Raw genomic sequence first — 16,517 nt, forward strand, 5'->3', positions numbered from 1 at the left:
CTAGATATATGTTTACAGCTATTAAAACACTTAGAAAATATAAAAGACAGATTAAGAATACTATGTACTACAATGGGCTTTCTAACGGACCTTTAGAAGGAATTAACAACAAAATTAAAGTTATTAAGCGTATTTCTTATGGTTATAGATCTTTTAGTAACTTTAAAGCTAAAATACTCCTTGTATTCAGCTTATTTATACCTTCTGAAACTAACAAAAAACCTAGATATTCGAAAGAAGAGCGCCAAGATATTCTCAATAAAAAGAAAGAAATAAGACTAAAACGAAAAAATAGAAAAAAAGCTATACTACTTAATATAGCATAGCTTTCTCCTAATTTTCTAAATCAACCGAATTTGACAAAGAACCAATATATTATAGTACGATCTAGAAGTAAGTTACTTTTGGATCGTACTTTTTATGTTGAAAATTAAGCTGTAGATTAGATAATATTATGAAAAATAGAGAAAATCTAATGAAAAGTAATAAAAATAAATAATATGAATTATCAATGGTGAAATTTAGTCAAAATACTAGCAAATAATATTAGAACATGATATAATTCTTCTTATATACTTTACTAATTAGGAGGTAATCTATATGCCATTAGGATATTATGGAATGTCAGGAAGTTATATACTTTACTTTTTACTAATTATGCTGATTCCTTTATGGGCTCAATTCAAAGTAAAAAGAACATACGAAAGATATAAAAAAGTAAGAACAAAATCAGGATTAACTGGAAAAGAAGTTGCAGAAATTATAATGCAAGCAAATGGAATAACAGGTGTTAAAGTAGTAAGAGGAGAGGTTGAATTATCAGATCACTACGATCCAACTAATAACATAGTTGTACTTTCACCTATAGTTCATGATCAACCGACAGTTGCTTCAGTAGCGATAGCAGCACACGAAATTGGTCACGTTATTCAAGATAAAGTAGCAGACTATAAACCAATGAGATGGAGACACTCATTGGTACCGTTAGCAAATCTTGGAGGAAATCTATCAACTATTCTTATTATGGTAGGATTTTTATTAACGGGCTTAATTGGACAATATGGTTATACAATTGCTTGGATTGGAGTAGGATTAATGCTATTTGCAGTACTATTCCAAGTAGTAACATTGCCCGTTGAGTTCGATGCTTCAAAACGTGCATTAGAACAAGTGGTTGATTTAAATATCGTAGACGATCAAGAACACAGACACTGTCGAAAAGTTCTTGTAGCAGCAGCTTTAACTTATGTAGCAGCAGCAGTTGTAGCTTTAATGGAAATGCTGAGATTCGTCTTCATATTATTAAATAGTAATAATAGAGACTAATAAATTTTAAGATTGTCAATGAAAATTGGCAATCTTTTTGTTAAATTGGTACAATATTTTACAAAATATGCATTAAACGATTAATTTAATTATAGTGAAGAGTGTTTTAACAGAGTACTAAACTTATGTAAATAATAAAGCTGAATAACGAGCTAATATATCTTTCATAATATCTATATTAGTGATATAATATTGTAAGACTATATAATGAAGAGGTAAAAAATGATTTACGGAATCGGTTGTGATATCGTCGATATTCATCGCTTTGAAAAATATGTCGATGATAAAAAACGACTTGAAAAATTATATACAGAAAATGAATTAAATGAATTTTATAAAATAACAAATCATAGAAGGAAAATGGAGTTTTTGGCTGGACGTTTCGCTGTAAAGGAGGCTACTTCAAAAGCTTTAGGAGTTGGAATTTCCAAAGATTTTTCTTTTCATGATGTAGAAGTAAAAAAAGATGATAGAGGGAAACCTTATATTGAATACAAAGACTTTATAACACATTTAACGCTAAGCCATACTGATTCAACGGTTGTGGCATTTGTTATTTTAGAAAAAGGGGATAAGATTAATGATTAATGATAGACCAACACAATTAAGAGTAGACTTAGATGCAGTGTTAAATAACTACAATAAGTTAACATCTCTTAATAATAAAAAAATCGGCATAGCAATAGTAAAAGCTGATTCATATGGACTAGGTGCAAGAGTAATAGCTAATCATCTTTATAAAAATGGTGTTAGATATTTTGCTACTGCAACATTAGAGGAAGCATTAGAATTGAAAGATGTTATTTATGACAGTATGGTTCTTGTATTAGGAGTGACAAATCCCCAAAATGTAAAATATGCAGTAGAAAATAATGTATCATTAACGTGCCCATCTAAAGCATGGTTAGAAGAATGTTTATCTGAAATGAAAGATGTTGAAGGAAAATTAAAAATTCATGTTAAGATTGATACGGGAATGGGAAGAATTGGTATTTCTGATAAAGAAGAATTAGTTAAAATCGATAATCTACTTTCATCTGAGAAAATAGATTTTGAAGGGATATTCTCGCACTATTCTAATGCTGATGGTAGTGATAATAATTATGATGATTATCAAACTAAAAACTTCGATGAAAGAATAAAGCTATTTACGCATAAACCAAAATACATTCATATTGGGAATTCAGCTAGTACAGTAAAATATAGTGATAGAAAAGATCAGTATAATATGACTAGGCTAGGAATTACGTTATATGGATGTTATCCTAGCGAAAGTATCGAGATTTTAGATAAGGTTAAATTAGAACCGGTAGCTACATTATTAAGTAAGGTATCTCATGTTAAGAAGTTTTCAAAAGGAGAAAAATTAGGGTACGGAATTAGTTATGAAGCAAAACAGGATGAATATATCGCAACAGTTCCTATCGGTTATGCTGATGGTATTTTAAGGCGAGCTCAAGGATTCAAGATTAAAGTTGGGACAGAAGACTGTGAGATTGTAGGACGTGTTTGTATGGATCAACTTATGGTACGTTGTAGCGAAAATATAAAAGTAGGAGACGATGTTCTAATTTTTGGTGAGAATAATGGACAAAAAATATCAGTTGATGATTTTGCTACATATCAAGATACAATAAGTTATGAAATATTCTGTTGTATAAATAAACGTGTTCCAAGGGTTTATTATAAAAATAAAATGGAGTTATAGTATGTACGAGAAAATTACAAAAAATTTAGCTACTAAGTTAAAAATACAAGATAAGTATATAGTAAATGTATTAAACTTACTAGAAGAAGGTAATACAATTGCTTTTATCGCAAGGTATAGAAAGGAATTAACAAATTCTCTAGATGAAGTTGCTATTAAACAGATTCAGGATGAGTTTAATTATTTAAAATCGCTTGAAGAAAGAAAAGAAGAGGTAATTAGATTAATTTCAGAAAAAGGTCTACTTACTGAGGAATTGAAAAAAGATATCTTAGCTCAAGAAAAATTACAAAGGGTTGAAGACTTATATCGTCCTTTTAAAGAGAAAAAACGTACTAAGGCTACGATAGCTAAAGAAAAAGGCTTAGAGAAACTAGCTAACTATATTTTAAAACTTCCAAAATCTTTAGAAGATTTGAATAAAGAAGCTGCTAAGTATATAAATGCGGAAAAAGAAGTTAATAGTGTTGAAGAAGCTATCAACTATGCATTAGATATTATTGCAGAAAATATTTCGGATAGCGCTAAATATCGTGAGTACGTACTTGAAAACACTAGAAAATTCGGTCAGATTACATCAGTACTAAAAAAAGGCGGAGAAGAAAAAGACGAGAATGCTACTTATAAAAATTACTATGAGTTTGGAGAACAAATTTCAAAAATTGCTTCGCACAGAATTCTTGCATTAAATAGAGCGGAAAAAGAAGGAATAATTCGTGTAAGTATTGAAAATGATAAAGATAGACTACACAATTATATACTACGAGGATTAACGAAAAATCGTCAAACGGCTATTGGTGACTTGCTGTTAGAATGTATAGCTGATAGTATGAAGAGATTAATCTATCCATCAATTGAAAGAGAAATCCGTAGTGATTTAACGAAAAAAGCTGAGGAAGACTCTGTTGTTATTTTCTCAGAAAACTTAAAGCAACTATTAATGCAAAGTCCTCTTAAAAACAAAAAAGTTTTAGGAATAGATCCAGCATTTAGAACAGGTTGTAAAATGGCGATTGTTGATGAATATGGTAATTTTATAGATAAAATGGTAATCTATCCGCATAAACCAGCTTCAGCAGATAAGCAAGAAAAATCTAAAAAGGATTTAATTAAATTTATTAATAAACATAATATTAATTTAATAGCTATCGGAAATGGTACTGCATCACGAGAAACTGAGAAATTTGTAGTAGATAACTTAAAAGAAGCGGGATTAAAAATTGACTATGTTATCGTAAATGAAGCGGGAGCAAGTGTGTACTCAGCTAGTGAAGTAGCACGTGAAGAATTCCCAGACTTTAATGTAGAAGAAAGAAGTGCTGTGTCTATCGCACGTCGTATTCAAGATCCATTAAGTGAACTTGTGAAAATTGATCCTAAGTCAATAGGAGTAGGTCAATATCAACACGATATTACGCCTAAGTTTTTAGAAAAAGAGCTTACTTTCGTAGTAGAGACTGCGGTTAACAAAGTAGGGGTAAATGTTAATACGGCATCTGTTTCACTACTATCATATGTGTCAGGTGTTAATAAACAAATCGCTAAAAATATCGTAGCGTACCGTCAAGAAAATGGAAAAATAGAAACAATTAAAGAAATAGCCAAAGTACCAAGACTTGGTAAGAAGACATTCGAGCAATGTGTAGGATTCTTTAGAATACCTGATAGTAAAAATATTTTCGATGCTACAGGTATTCACCCAGAAAGTTATAAAGCAGCAGAGAATTTACTAAAAGAGCTGAAACTATCAACTAAAGAAGTAGGAACAGAAGAGTTTGCTACTGTAATAGATGGTGTAGATAAAAAAGCTCTAGCAGAAAAAATTGGTGTCGGTCTTGAAACGTTAGAAGATATAATTAAAGATTTAAAACAACCTTTGCGTGATGAGCGAGAGTCGTTTGCTAAGCCATTGTTAAAATCTGATATTTTAACTATTGATGATCTTCAGATTGGAGTTAAGCTAGCAGGAACTGTTAGAAATATTACGCAGTTTGGAGCATTTATAGATATCGGTCTTAAGCAAGATGCGATGGTCCATATTTCGAAAATTAGCAAAAATTATATAAAAAACCCACTTGACGTTCTTAGTGTAGGTCAGATTGTCGATGTTTATGTAATAGATGTAGATAAGCAAAGAGGTCGTGTCGCACTAGCAATGTTTAAAGATTAAAGGAGGTAAAAATGAGTAATAACAAATCAAAATACCTTCCAAGTATAGATAGTTTAAGGGCACTAGCAGTATTAGCCGTTATTATCTATCACGTTGATGTAAATTACCTACCGGGTGGATTTTTAGGGGTAGATTTATTTTTTGTTCTATCAGGATATTTAATTAGTTCATTAATTATTAAAGAACATAAAAATACAGGTAGTGTTAATTTATATAATTTCTACATAAGAAGGGCTAGACGTCTGTTACCAGCTGTTTACTTTATGATAACAGTTGGATTAGTAGTAATGGTTCTTTTCAATGAAGTACTGCTTCGTAAGAGTCACCTTGATGCTATATTTGGTTATATATATTCAAGTAACTGGTGGTATATTTTTCATAAACTAGATTATTTTGATAGTTTCGGTGCACAAAGTCCATTTAAACATCTTTGGTCTCTAGCGATAGAAGAGCAATTTTATATGATTTTTCCGTTGCTATTCTTATTAGTTAATAGAAGGGAAAAATCAAAAGATGGAACGTATAAATTAAATAAGAACTTTTTATATGTTGTTCTAGGATTAATATTAGTATCATTAATAGTGCATATACTTTTATTTGATATAAACAATATCAGTAGAATATATTTCGGTACTGATACTCGAGCATTTTCTCTACTTGTAGGAGTAGTAGGAGCAATCTTATATCCTATGGAGAGATTACATGCTAAGGTAACTCTGCAACAGAACTTAATATACAGCGTGGTTTCACTCGTGTCTATTGCTACTTTAATAACAGTAATGATTTATACATCTGAGTATAACACGTGGTTGTATAGAGGTGGTTTCCTATTAGTAGCAATTCTAGGTTTAATAGTTATAATCAGCAGCGGGAAACAACATACGCTAATGTCAAGATTATTATCATTTAAACCTGTGGTGTTTATTGGAAAAATTTCATATAGTTTATATTTGTGGCATTTTCCAATATTAGTATTGACTACACCAGTAGCAGAGGTCGGTAATCCTAATATTTATCTTGTAATATTAAGAGTTGTTTTAACATTTGTTGTAGCAATAGTTAGTTATGTATTTGTAGAAACTCCAATAAGAAAATTAGGTTTTAAAAAATATATAAGTGTAATTTTCAAAAGAATTATAAAACGTTCGAAAAAATCACGTAGAGTTTTTGCTAGTATTGCTACAGTAGTATCATTATTATTTGTTATGGGGATTACTGGAAAAGGTGTTCCATTTATTTCTACAGCTTTTGTAAAAGAGATGGAAGCAAATAAAGAAACTCAGTTTGTAAATAATGGGAATAATAAAGAGAATAAAGAAGAGCGAAATAATGATTCAAATAAAGAAAACAAAGATAACAATGAAAATAAAGATGAAAAAAATAATGCAGAGAAAAAATATAACTCTGTTGTAGTTATCGGAGATTCTTTAACAGTGGATATTGGAGAAAAATTCCAAGAATTATACCCAGGAGCTGTTATCGATGGAAAAATTGGTCGTCAGTTATACGTTGCTATAGAAGAAGCAAAAAGTTATTCTAAGTACAATAACGAAAATTCTGCGATAATCTTCCAATTAGGAACGAATGGACCATTTACTGAAAGTCAGATTGAAGACTTAGTAAAAGTGTTTGATAAAGCCGATATTTACTTTGTAAACATTAAGGTACCAAGAGCTTGGGAAAAAACTGTAAATGCAGCATTGAAACAAGCACAAGAGAAACATACTAACATTAATATAATAGATTGGTATTCAGTAGCAAACAGTAGTAAAAATTTATTTGAACCAGACAGAGTTCATTTAAATCAAAATGGTATTGTTGAGATGACAACATTAATTAAGAAAAATCTAAAACGACCAGTGGAAATTAAAGCAAATTAAAAATAATATAAAGAACTAAGTAGCAGGGAAATGCTATTTAGTTCTTTATTTTTCGCTTGTATAATAAATTGGTTGTATACTAAATCCGGGGCTTGGAAAAAATTCTAGCCGCTCATTTATTATATAACCATTTCTCTAAGATAAAGTGTTAATTTATTGATCTGTCATAGAAATAATAAAATTAAAGTGTCAATTCTGTTTGAAATATTTAACTTTCGTTGAAATATTAATATAGTTTGTGATATAATATTTTATGTTATAATTTATTGAATAATAAAAAAGGAGATTACTATGACAAAAGTAAGAGTAAGATATGCACCATCTCCAACAGGAAATTTACATATCGGAAATGCAAGAACTGCATTATTTAATTACCTTTTTGCTAAACACAACGGAGGAGATTTCGTATTAAGAATTGAAGATACGGATTTCAAACGTAACAAAGAAGAAGGTGAACGTAGCCAACTTAAATATATGAACTGGTTAGGTTTAGATTATGATGAAGGTATTGGAAAAGAAAAAGAATTTGGTCCATACCGTCAATCTGAGAGAATTGATATTTATCAAAAATATGCTGATCAGCTTATCGCTGAGGACAAAGCTTATAAATGCTACATGACAGCTGAAGAATTAGAAGCTGAAAGAGAAGAGCAAATCGCAAACGGATTACCACCACGTTACAGCGGAAAACACGCTCATCTTAGTAAAGAAGAGCAAGAAGCTTTTGAAAAAGAAGGTAGGAAACCTGCTATCCGTATCCGTGTTCCTCAAGACAGAACATACAAATTTGATGATATGGTTAAAGGTGAATTATCATTCGAAGGGCATGACTTCGGAGATTTCGTAATTATTAAAAATGATGGAGTAGCAACATATAACTTCGCTGTTGTTATCGATGACTACTTAATGAAAATTTCTCACGTATTACGTGGGGATGACCACGTTTCTAATACACCAAAACAACTTGTTGTGTATGAAGCATTAGGGTTTGAGCCACCAAGATTTGGTCATATGACGCTTATCGTTAATGAAAGTAAGAAAAAATTATCTAAACGTGATGAAAGTATCATTCAATTCATCGAGCAATATGATGAATTAGGGTACCTTCCAGAAGCATTATTTAACTTCATCGCTTTATTAGGATGGTCTCCAGAAGGTGAACAAGAAATTTTCACTAAAGAAGAATTCGTGAAAATCTTTGATGAAAAACGTCTGAGTAAATCACCAGCATTCTTCGATAATAATAAACTTACATGGATTAACAACCAGTACATCAAAGCTCAACCTTTAGAAAGAATCGTAGACTTATCATTACCGTTCTTCATTAAAGAAGGTGTAGCAACAGCTGAAGAAGTAGAAGCTAATAAAGCATGGTTTGAAAAATTAATTTCATTATACCAACCACAAATGAGTTACGGAGCTGAAATCGTTGAGTTAACAAAACAATTCTTCGTTGAGGATGTTAAATTTGATGAAGAAGAGTTAGAAATTCTAAAACAAGAAACTACAGCAACAGTATTCGAAGATTTCTTAACGAAAGTTGAAGAAGTAGAAGAATTCACAGCTGATAACATTAAAGCTTTAATCAAAGCGATTCAAAAAGATACAGGTGTTAAAGGTAAAAACTTATTTATGCCAATTCGTATCGCTTCAACAGGATCAATGCACGGTCCAGAATTAAACACAAGCTTAGAATTACTAGGTAAAGAACGTGTAGCTGCAAGAGTAAAAGCTGCATTAGAAACAATTAAATAATTCAATAAAGAAAATTAATAACGATAAATTAAGGGTGAAATAAATATATTAAAGTAAAAATTAGAGTATCCCTTAATTTTGATTTTTCGAGCTGAAAAAAGATAGAGAAATATAAATAAAAGTAAAGAAAATATCTTGACATTCGTCTTAAAATAAGGTATTATTACTTATGATATTGTTTATATATCTTCACGAGTAAGCCCCGGAAAACTTAGTCGTTATGACAGATTTAAAACAACATCTAGGAGGAAAAAAGACATGCGTCAAACATATATGGCAAAGCCATCAACTGTAGAAAAAAAATGGTATGTAATCGATGCTGAAGGTCAAACTTTAGGTCGCTTATCATCAGAGGTAGCTTCAATTTTAAGAGGGAAACACAAACCTACTTATACACCACACATCGATACTGGGGATAATGTTATCATTATCAACGCTGCTAAAATTGTGTTAACTGGTAAAAAATTAACTGATAAAATTTACCGTCGTCACACAATGCACCCAGGTGGGTTAAAAGAAAGAACTGCTGGATTAATGGTAGAAAAATATCCAGAAGAACTTTTAGAGCTATCTATCAAAGGTATGTTACCAAAAAATACTTTAGGTAGAGCTCAAGGTATGAAACTTCACGTTTACCGTGGAGCTGAACACCCACACGCAGCACAAAAACCAGAAAAATACGAATTACGTGGATAATATAGGAGGAAATTATTAAATGGCACAAGTAGAATATCGCGGTACAGGACGCCGTAAAAGCTCAGTAGCACGTGTAAGATTAGTACCTGGAACAGGGAAAGTTGTTATTAACAACAGAGAAATGCGTGAATACTTACCATTAGAATCATTAGTATTAGACTTAATGCAACCTTTAGAAGTTACATCTACTACAGGTAACTATGACGTTTTAGTTAACGTTAACGGTGGAGGATACACAGGACAAGCTCAAGCAATCCGTCACGGAATTGCACGTGCTTTACTAGAAGTAAACCCAGAATACCGTAAAGACTTAAAACCAGCAGGATTACTAACTCGTGACCCTCGTATGAAAGAACGTAAAAAATACGGTCTTCGTGGTGCGAGACGTGCTCCTCAATTTTCAAAACGTTAATATTGGTCTTATACCAAATTACGTCAAGACATCAGAGAATTTTCTCTGGTGTCTTTTTTTGTTTAAAAATAAAAATTGTTGATTTTAGTTTTTGGTAAATTGGGAGATGTAAAAATGAATGCACTAGAAAGCTAGGGTAGGCATCTAGGAAGCATTCTTCTACTTAAATTTTTCTCTTAGGCAGTATAAGGACAGTCTAGCAGTTCTTTATCTTGTATATTATGTTGAAAAAAACACTTGAAAAATTATCATATTTATAATAATCCTTCAAGTATTTTAAATTTATATATTATTCGTATATTTCTGAATCTTTAAGCGTAAATACTACTTCTGTTCCAGCTGGGTAATTATCTAACGATAATAGAAGTATTTTCTCTTCAACTTTTTTAGGTTTAATTTCGGCACTAACTTGAGCTATTTCATTTAACTCGTCGTATAAATTTTTAAACAATTTTGCATCTTTTACTTTAATTTTTGGATTGATTTGGTAAATAGGTGTTTCACCAAACCAAGTATCTTCATTTTGGAAATCAATCTCTGATTTTTCATTAACTTTTAATTTAATAGAAATATCATAGTCGAAAGTATATCTATCAAAAAGTTTAGCAAGACTGCTAATGTAGTCATGAGAACCTTTGTTAGAACGATTAATAAACTTTAGTTTAGCGCTGTAATCTATAGCATTAAGATCGAAAATCTCAGCCATTTTGAATACATCAAATTCATCGTAAACATCCGAAGTTACAAAATTGACTTTAACATCATATCCCACACGTTGAAATTCTTGATACTTTTCAAGGAGTAGTTCAGCTGAAGCATCTTCAATATTTTCCTTTATATTTGTAACAGATTCTTTTCCGTCTTCAATAACTTCTTGTTTAGGGTATTTAACTGTCAATATATAATTCATCCAATTATTCCTCCTTTAAATTTAGCACAATTATTATTATACATATCTTTCTAATTATTTACAATAGTATAGTATAACTTTAGAAAAATTAATATTTATCGGTGGAAAATATGTGCTAAAAAATTTATAATTTTCAGAAACATCTGAAAATAGTGAAAGCTTAATCTTGACATTTCTATATAAAATTTATATAATAAGTAACATGAATTTAAAAAGGAGGTCATTGCATATGAAAATAATTGCAATTTCAACAAGAAGTGTCGATTATCAATCGGATGCTGGTATAGCAAAAAGACGTTTATACATAAATGGTTATTTTTCAGAAGTCGCAGAAAAAGCTGGATTTATTTTATTCCCAGTTTGTTCTGATAACGGATTAGAGGAAATTGCAGCCATGTGTAATGGCCTAATAATTGCTGGAAGAGATAGAGACATAAATCCTAAGTATTATGGAGAAAAGCCATTAGAAGGATTAGAGTATCCAGATGATCCTTATGAGGATGAGTTGGACTTTAAACTTATTGAACTTTTTGAGAAGCTTAATAAGCCTATCCTAGGGATTTGCAGTGGATTACAAAGTTTAAATATCTATCACGGAGGAACTTTAAAACAACACATAGATGAACACTCTAGTAAAGAAGAGTTAATTCGTCATAATATTGATATAGAAGAAAATTCATTTGTTCATAGCTTATATGGAGATAAAACTGAAGTGAACTCAATTCATCATCAAGCAATAAAAGATGTTGCTGAAGGATTCAAAGTTACGGCTGTAGCAGATGATGGAACTATTGAAGCGATAGAGAAAGGAAATCTTATCGGTCTACAATGGCATCCTGAAGTGGATTATGAAGTAGATACGTTCAAAAAGTTTCTCAATCTATGTGAGTAAATAGGTAGTCTTAAATAAAACAAAATAAAGAAAAAAATAATAATATATTATCAAAATAGTTGACTATTATCTAAAATAATGGTAAACTATTCTTTGTGTAAAATAATAGCAGTGGATTAATTGTTATTGCCTCTATGTTATACATTTTTTAATGTGGCAACCCGTAGCCTATGCTGCTAGGCGAAGTTCCAGTTTTATAACATATACAACAACGATAATCGTGCTTTTTGTTTTCACAACAATAAAAACAAAAAGATAAAAGGAGGAGCACATAATGGCTCGTTTTACAGGTTCAACTTGGAAAAAATCTCGTCGTTTAGGAATTTCACTAAGCGGTACTGGTAAGGAGTTAGCTAAACGTCCTTACGCACCAGGACAACACGGTCCTAACTTAAGAAAAAAACTATCTGAGTATGGTTTACAATTACAAGAAAAACAAAAACTTCGTTACCTACACGGTATGAACGAAAAACAATTCCGTAAATTATTCGATAAAGCTGGTAAATTACAAGGTCTTCACGGGGAAAACTTCATGGCATTACTTGCTACACGTTTAGATTCTGTAGTATACAGCTTAGGTTTAGCTAGAACTAACCGTCAAGCTAGACAATTAGTAAACCACGGACACGTTCTTGTAGATGGTAAAAAAGTAGACATCGCTTCTTACGCTGTTAAACCAGGTCAAGTAGTTTCAGTAAGAGAAAAATCTAGAAACCTTGAAATCATTAAAGAAGCTGTTGAAATCACTAACTTTGTACCTGAGTACTTAACTTTTGATGCTGATAAATTAGAAGGATCATTAGTAAGACTTCCAGAAAGAAGTGAATTACACCCAGAAATCAACGAACAACTTATCGTTGAGTACTACAGCCGTTAATAAAACAAAGCCCTTTAAACTCATGTTTAAGGGGTTTGTTTTTGTTTTATGCGTAAAATCAGAGTAAATCTCTATAAATCATTGCTGAGTTTGAAAGCTAAAAATTCTGAATTTAAAAAAGTTCATATGAGAATACATAGACGCAGTAGTTTATTGAAATCTAAAAAAACTTTTTTGATTTCTAATAAACTTTGTGGGGGAACTAGATGGAATCATTACCCTGAAATTCTGATTTTTTAATCACTCTTTTTTATTGTAAAAATTATATCTTTAACAATAATTATATATTATTTTATTAAGATTATTCATAGTAAACTTTTTTCTTTACTTACATAAGTAAAAGCATTAGTAGTAATAATTATTTAATTGTGATATAATTAGTAAATATTATTAATAGTGAATAATATTTATTTTAAAATAGGAGGATATTATGAACGTTTTTAGAAAAAAATCGATTGACTCTATTTTAGCAGAGTCAAGAAATAAGACGTTAAATCCGACGATGAGAACAATGGATTTAGTTCTATTTGGAATCGGAGCGATTATAGGTTCAGGAATTTTAGTATTGACTGGTAAGGCTTCTGCAGAAGCAGGACCGGCAGTTGTATTTTCTTTCCTAATTGCAGGGTTAGCGTGTTGTTTAGCAGCACTTTGTTATGCGGAATTAGCTTCAACTATACCATCAAGTGGTAGTACGTATACTTACTTATATGTAGCAGTCGGTGAAATTGTAGCTTATACGATAGGTTGGGTATTAATAGGTGGATATGTTCTTACTGCAGCTACAGTAGCAAATGGTTGGTCAAGTTATTTCTCGCGTTTATTAGCAGGTTTAGGTATAGAAATTCCTAAAGAATTTTACACATTACCTGCAGTAGGTGGATATGGTAACATTCCAGCAATAATCATCGTATTATTAATTACTTTTATTCTATCAAAAGGTACTTCAAGTAGTAAACTTGTAAATAACCTTATGGTAGCTGCGAAAGTAGGTATTGTAGTTTTATTCATCGTGGTTGGTGTATTTTATGTAGAACCAACTAACTGGACAAATAACTTCGCGCCATCAGGTTTCTCAGGAGTAATGTTAGCTGCGACTACTGTATTCTTCGCATACTTAGGATTTGATGCGATTTCTACTTCAGCAGAAGAAACAATCAATCCAGAAAAAGCTTTACCAAAAGCTATTATTATTACAATGTTAGTTTGTACAACGTTCTATATTCTAGTGTGTTTAGTACTTACTGGAGTTGTTCAATATAATAGACTTGGAACTGGAGATGCCTTGGCATTTGTACTAGAAGAAGTAGGTCAAAATAAAGTAGCTGGTATCGTATCTCTTGGAGCGGTAATTGGTCTTATGGCTGGTATATTATCATTCATGTATGCAGGAATCCGTATTACTTATACAATTGCACGTGATGGATTGTTACCAGAAAAATTAACTAAAGTTAATGAAAATAAAGTACCAAGTACAGTAACCTGGGGATTAGGAATCGTGACAGCGTTATTAGCAGGATTTTTACCATTAGGAAAATTAGCTGATCTTGCTAATGTAGCATCAATTATTGCATTCGCATTAGTAAGTTATACAACTATCGTATTCTACAAAAAATTCCCAGATTTAAAACGTGGATTTAGAGTACCAGGTATGCCAATTTTACCGATTATTTCTATCATCTTATTTGGAGCATTACTATATAGTGTTACATTAACAACATGGATTATCTTTGTTGTTTGGGTTATAGTAGGTATGATAGTTTACTTTACATTCTCATATAAGAATAGTAAATTAAAATAAAAAATAGATTTATTTTAGAAATTAAAAAGAGTCATGAATTAAAGGTTCATGATTCTTTTAATTTAATATAAAATTAAAGTTTTAAAGTATGAATTGTATATTTTAACTTTAAAATATCAAATGAATGCTAGAATTAAGAGAATGACACTTTTGGTATTTGTAGTTTCATCATAAAATATAGAGAAAATTTATTCTTTGTAATTCTATATTGGCAATGAAAATAAAGTACTAAGTGTTAGAAAAGATAAAAAAATTAATAATGTTCAAAAAAATAGTAGTTATAATACATTGGGAAATATTGTGTTATTTATTTCGTATTATTTTCATGATTTAATAACATTTTATATAGGAATATTAGTATAAATTAATTTTTTATAAATTTTTTAGTGTTCTAGAAAAATAGAAAAATTTAGCAAATAATTTTGTATAATTTAATAGAAAAATAAATAAGAATAGTTATAGTACAATCTTAAAACAGTAATTAAAAGGAAATGAAACAGCTGTTTTTCAAATTTCTTTTCTTAAAATGATTGATACTTATTTTCATAAGAATTAGTATTAAATTATTTTTATAAAAACTGGTTTAATAACATTTTTAAGCTTACGTTTCTTAAAAAAATGTAGAAAATATTTTCATAAAAACTTTCATTAGAAAAACGCTTTCATAATTAAAAGGTTTGTGTTATTATATAAGTACAGAGAAAAATTAGGAGGTAAGGGAAATGATTATCGGAGTACCAAAAGAAATTAAAAATAATGAAAGTAGGGTATCTGCTATACCAGGTGTAGTGAATGAATTAGTATTAGATGGACACACTGTATATGTAGAAAAAGGAGCAGGTTTAGCTTCGGGTATTTCAGATGCTGAGTATGAAAAGGCAGGAGCTGTTCTTGTAGAAAAAGCTGAGGATGTATGGAATAAATCAGACTTAATATATAAAGTTAAAGAGCCAATTCCATCAGAGTATAAGTACTTTAGAAAAGGGTTAATTATTTATACATACCTACACTTAGCAGCAGACGCAGAATTAACGAAAGAAATGGTTGATTCAGGTACTATTGGTATAGCTTTTGAAACAGTAAAAGTAGGAAGAGGTTTGCCGTTATTAAGACCTATGAGTGAAGTTGCCGGAAGAATGGCTGTACAAGAAGGGGCAAGATTCTTGTCGAAAGTACAAGGTGGTAAAGGTATCTTATTACAAGGTGTACCAGGAGTTCAACCAGGACATGTTGTAATTATAGGAGCAGGTGTCGCGGGTACTGCTGCGGCAACGGCCGCTGTGGGTCTTGGAGCACGTGTAACAATGATTGATGTAAACTTAGATGCATTAACAGAATTATCACACGTTTTCGGTGGTAAAATTGAAACTCTTTACTCTAATAAGTTTAATATTGCAAATGCTATTAAATCAGCTGATTTAGTAGTAAGTACGGTATTAATCCCAGGAGCAAAAGCACCAAAATTAGTGACTAAAGAGATGGTAAAAGATATGCCAGATGGTGGTGTAATTGTCGACGTAGCTATTGACCAAGGTGGTACAACAGAATATACTGAAGGACGTCCAACAAGTCATGATAATCCAGTATTTGTAGAAGAAGGAGTATTACACTACTCAGTAGCTAATATTCCAGGTGCAGTAGCACAAACATCAACTTATGCACTTTGTAATGCAACGGCTAAGTATGTCAAAGTTATTGCCAAATTTGGGGTAAAAGAAGCAGTAGCTAAATTCCCAGAATTAGTGCCGGGTGTGAACGTAGCTAATGGAAAAGTTACATTTAAAGCAGTAGCTGATGATTTAGGATATGAATATACTCCTGTAGAAGTCGCTTTGTAATATAATAATGAATTTTAAAAATATAAAATAGTTGAAAATTTGTATAACTTGAGTGCTCTATCTGTTATAGGGCACTCGCTTATTGTTTCAGGAGTTTATAAAAAGAAAATTATATTCATTGAAATATATAAATAGTAAAATATTTATTGGAATATTAAGGAGAGAACTATGTGAGTCTAAGTAATGATAGTAAAAGGTTTACAAATATGCTATAATTTAATTAAAGAATATTAGTAGGGAGAATATTTAATA

At 30.8% G+C, this 16,517-nt stretch carries 13 protein-coding genes and 1 pseudogene; 13 read left to right on the plus strand and 1 reads right to left on the minus strand.

All coding sequences use genetic code 11. The features are described from left to right. The 9 genes and pseudogenes from ACO6OL_RS03150 to rpsI all read left to right on the plus strand — a co-directional run. Positions 1 to 182, plus strand: a pseudogene (locus ACO6OL_RS03150) (transposase); the annotation flags it as partial. Positions 183 to 600: 418 nt separating this feature from the next. Next, a complete protein-coding gene (locus tag ACO6OL_RS03155) occupies positions 601 to 1,326 on the plus strand; it encodes a zinc metallopeptidase (protein ID WP_399540766.1) in 726 nt (241 codons plus the stop codon). Between the two features lie 222 nt (positions 1,327 to 1,548). Next, positions 1,549 to 1,914, plus strand: a complete 366-nt coding sequence (gene acpS, locus ACO6OL_RS03160) for a holo-ACP synthase (RefSeq protein WP_314160973.1) — start codon at positions 1,549 to 1,551, stop codon at positions 1,912 to 1,914. Then, complete coding sequence (gene alr, locus ACO6OL_RS03165; RefSeq protein WP_314160972.1) at positions 1,907 to 3,034, plus strand: alanine racemase; 1,128 nt, start codon at positions 1,907 to 1,909, stop codon at positions 3,032 to 3,034. Before acpS ends, alr begins: the two co-directional genes overlap by 8 nt. Position 3,035: 1 nt before the next feature. Continuing rightward, positions 3,036 to 5,204: a Tex family protein gene (locus ACO6OL_RS03170; protein ID WP_485502107.1), complete on the plus strand. Its 2,169-nt coding sequence runs from the start codon at positions 3,036 to 3,038 to the stop codon at positions 5,202 to 5,204. An 11-nt stretch (positions 5,205 to 5,215) separates the two neighbouring features. Continuing rightward, positions 5,216 to 7,084 carry an acyltransferase family protein gene (locus tag ACO6OL_RS03175; RefSeq protein ID WP_485502108.1) on the plus strand — a complete coding sequence of 623 codons (1,869 nt, stop codon included), beginning with the start codon at positions 5,216 to 5,218 and terminating at the stop codon, positions 7,082 to 7,084. 291 nt (positions 7,085 to 7,375) lie between these two features. Further along, positions 7,376 to 8,839, plus strand: a complete 1,464-nt coding sequence (gene gltX / locus ACO6OL_RS03180; protein WP_314161113.1) for a glutamate--tRNA ligase — start codon at positions 7,376 to 7,378, stop codon at positions 8,837 to 8,839. Between the two features lie 258 nt (positions 8,840 to 9,097). Then, entirely contained in the window at positions 9,098 to 9,535 is a 438-nt protein-coding gene (gene rplM / locus ACO6OL_RS03185) for a 50S ribosomal protein L13 (RefSeq protein ID WP_314161112.1), read from the plus strand. 19 nt (positions 9,536 to 9,554) lie between these two features. Continuing rightward, positions 9,555 to 9,947 (plus strand): 30S ribosomal protein S9, encoded by a 393-nt coding sequence (gene rpsI, locus ACO6OL_RS03190; protein ID WP_003145894.1) that lies wholly within the window; start codon positions 9,555 to 9,557, stop codon positions 9,945 to 9,947. Between the two features lie 289 nt (positions 9,948 to 10,236). Here the strand turns inward: rpsI and ACO6OL_RS03195 are convergent, their stop codons facing one another. Continuing rightward, a complete protein-coding gene (locus tag ACO6OL_RS03195; RefSeq protein ID WP_314161111.1) occupies positions 10,237 to 10,857 on the minus strand; it encodes a hypothetical protein in 621 nt (206 codons plus the stop codon). A 229-nt stretch (positions 10,858 to 11,086) separates the two neighbouring features. Here ACO6OL_RS03195 and ACO6OL_RS03200 point away from each other — a divergent pair, with 229 nt between their 5' ends. From ACO6OL_RS03200 to ald, 4 genes are all read left to right on the plus strand, one after another. Beyond that, on the plus strand, positions 11,087 to 11,749 hold the full coding sequence (locus ACO6OL_RS03200; RefSeq protein ID WP_485502109.1) for a gamma-glutamyl-gamma-aminobutyrate hydrolase family protein: 663 nt from the start codon (positions 11,087 to 11,089) through the stop codon (positions 11,747 to 11,749). Positions 11,750 to 12,023: 274 nt separating this feature from the next. Continuing rightward, positions 12,024 to 12,626 carry a 30S ribosomal protein S4 gene (gene rpsD / locus ACO6OL_RS03205; RefSeq protein ID WP_003145898.1) on the plus strand — a complete coding sequence of 201 codons (603 nt, stop codon included), beginning with the start codon at positions 12,024 to 12,026 and terminating at the stop codon, positions 12,624 to 12,626. Between the two features lie 427 nt (positions 12,627 to 13,053). After that, positions 13,054 to 14,427, plus strand: a complete 1,374-nt coding sequence (locus ACO6OL_RS03210) for an amino acid permease (protein WP_485502166.1) — start codon at positions 13,054 to 13,056, stop codon at positions 14,425 to 14,427. 722 nt (positions 14,428 to 15,149) lie between these two features. After that, positions 15,150 to 16,265, plus strand: coding sequence for an alanine dehydrogenase (gene ald, locus ACO6OL_RS03215; protein WP_314160543.1), 1,116 nt, complete (start codon positions 15,150 to 15,152; stop codon positions 16,263 to 16,265). Positions 16,266 to 16,517 lie beyond the last annotated feature (252 nt).

Source organism: Gemella sp. (assembly GCF_057272915.1).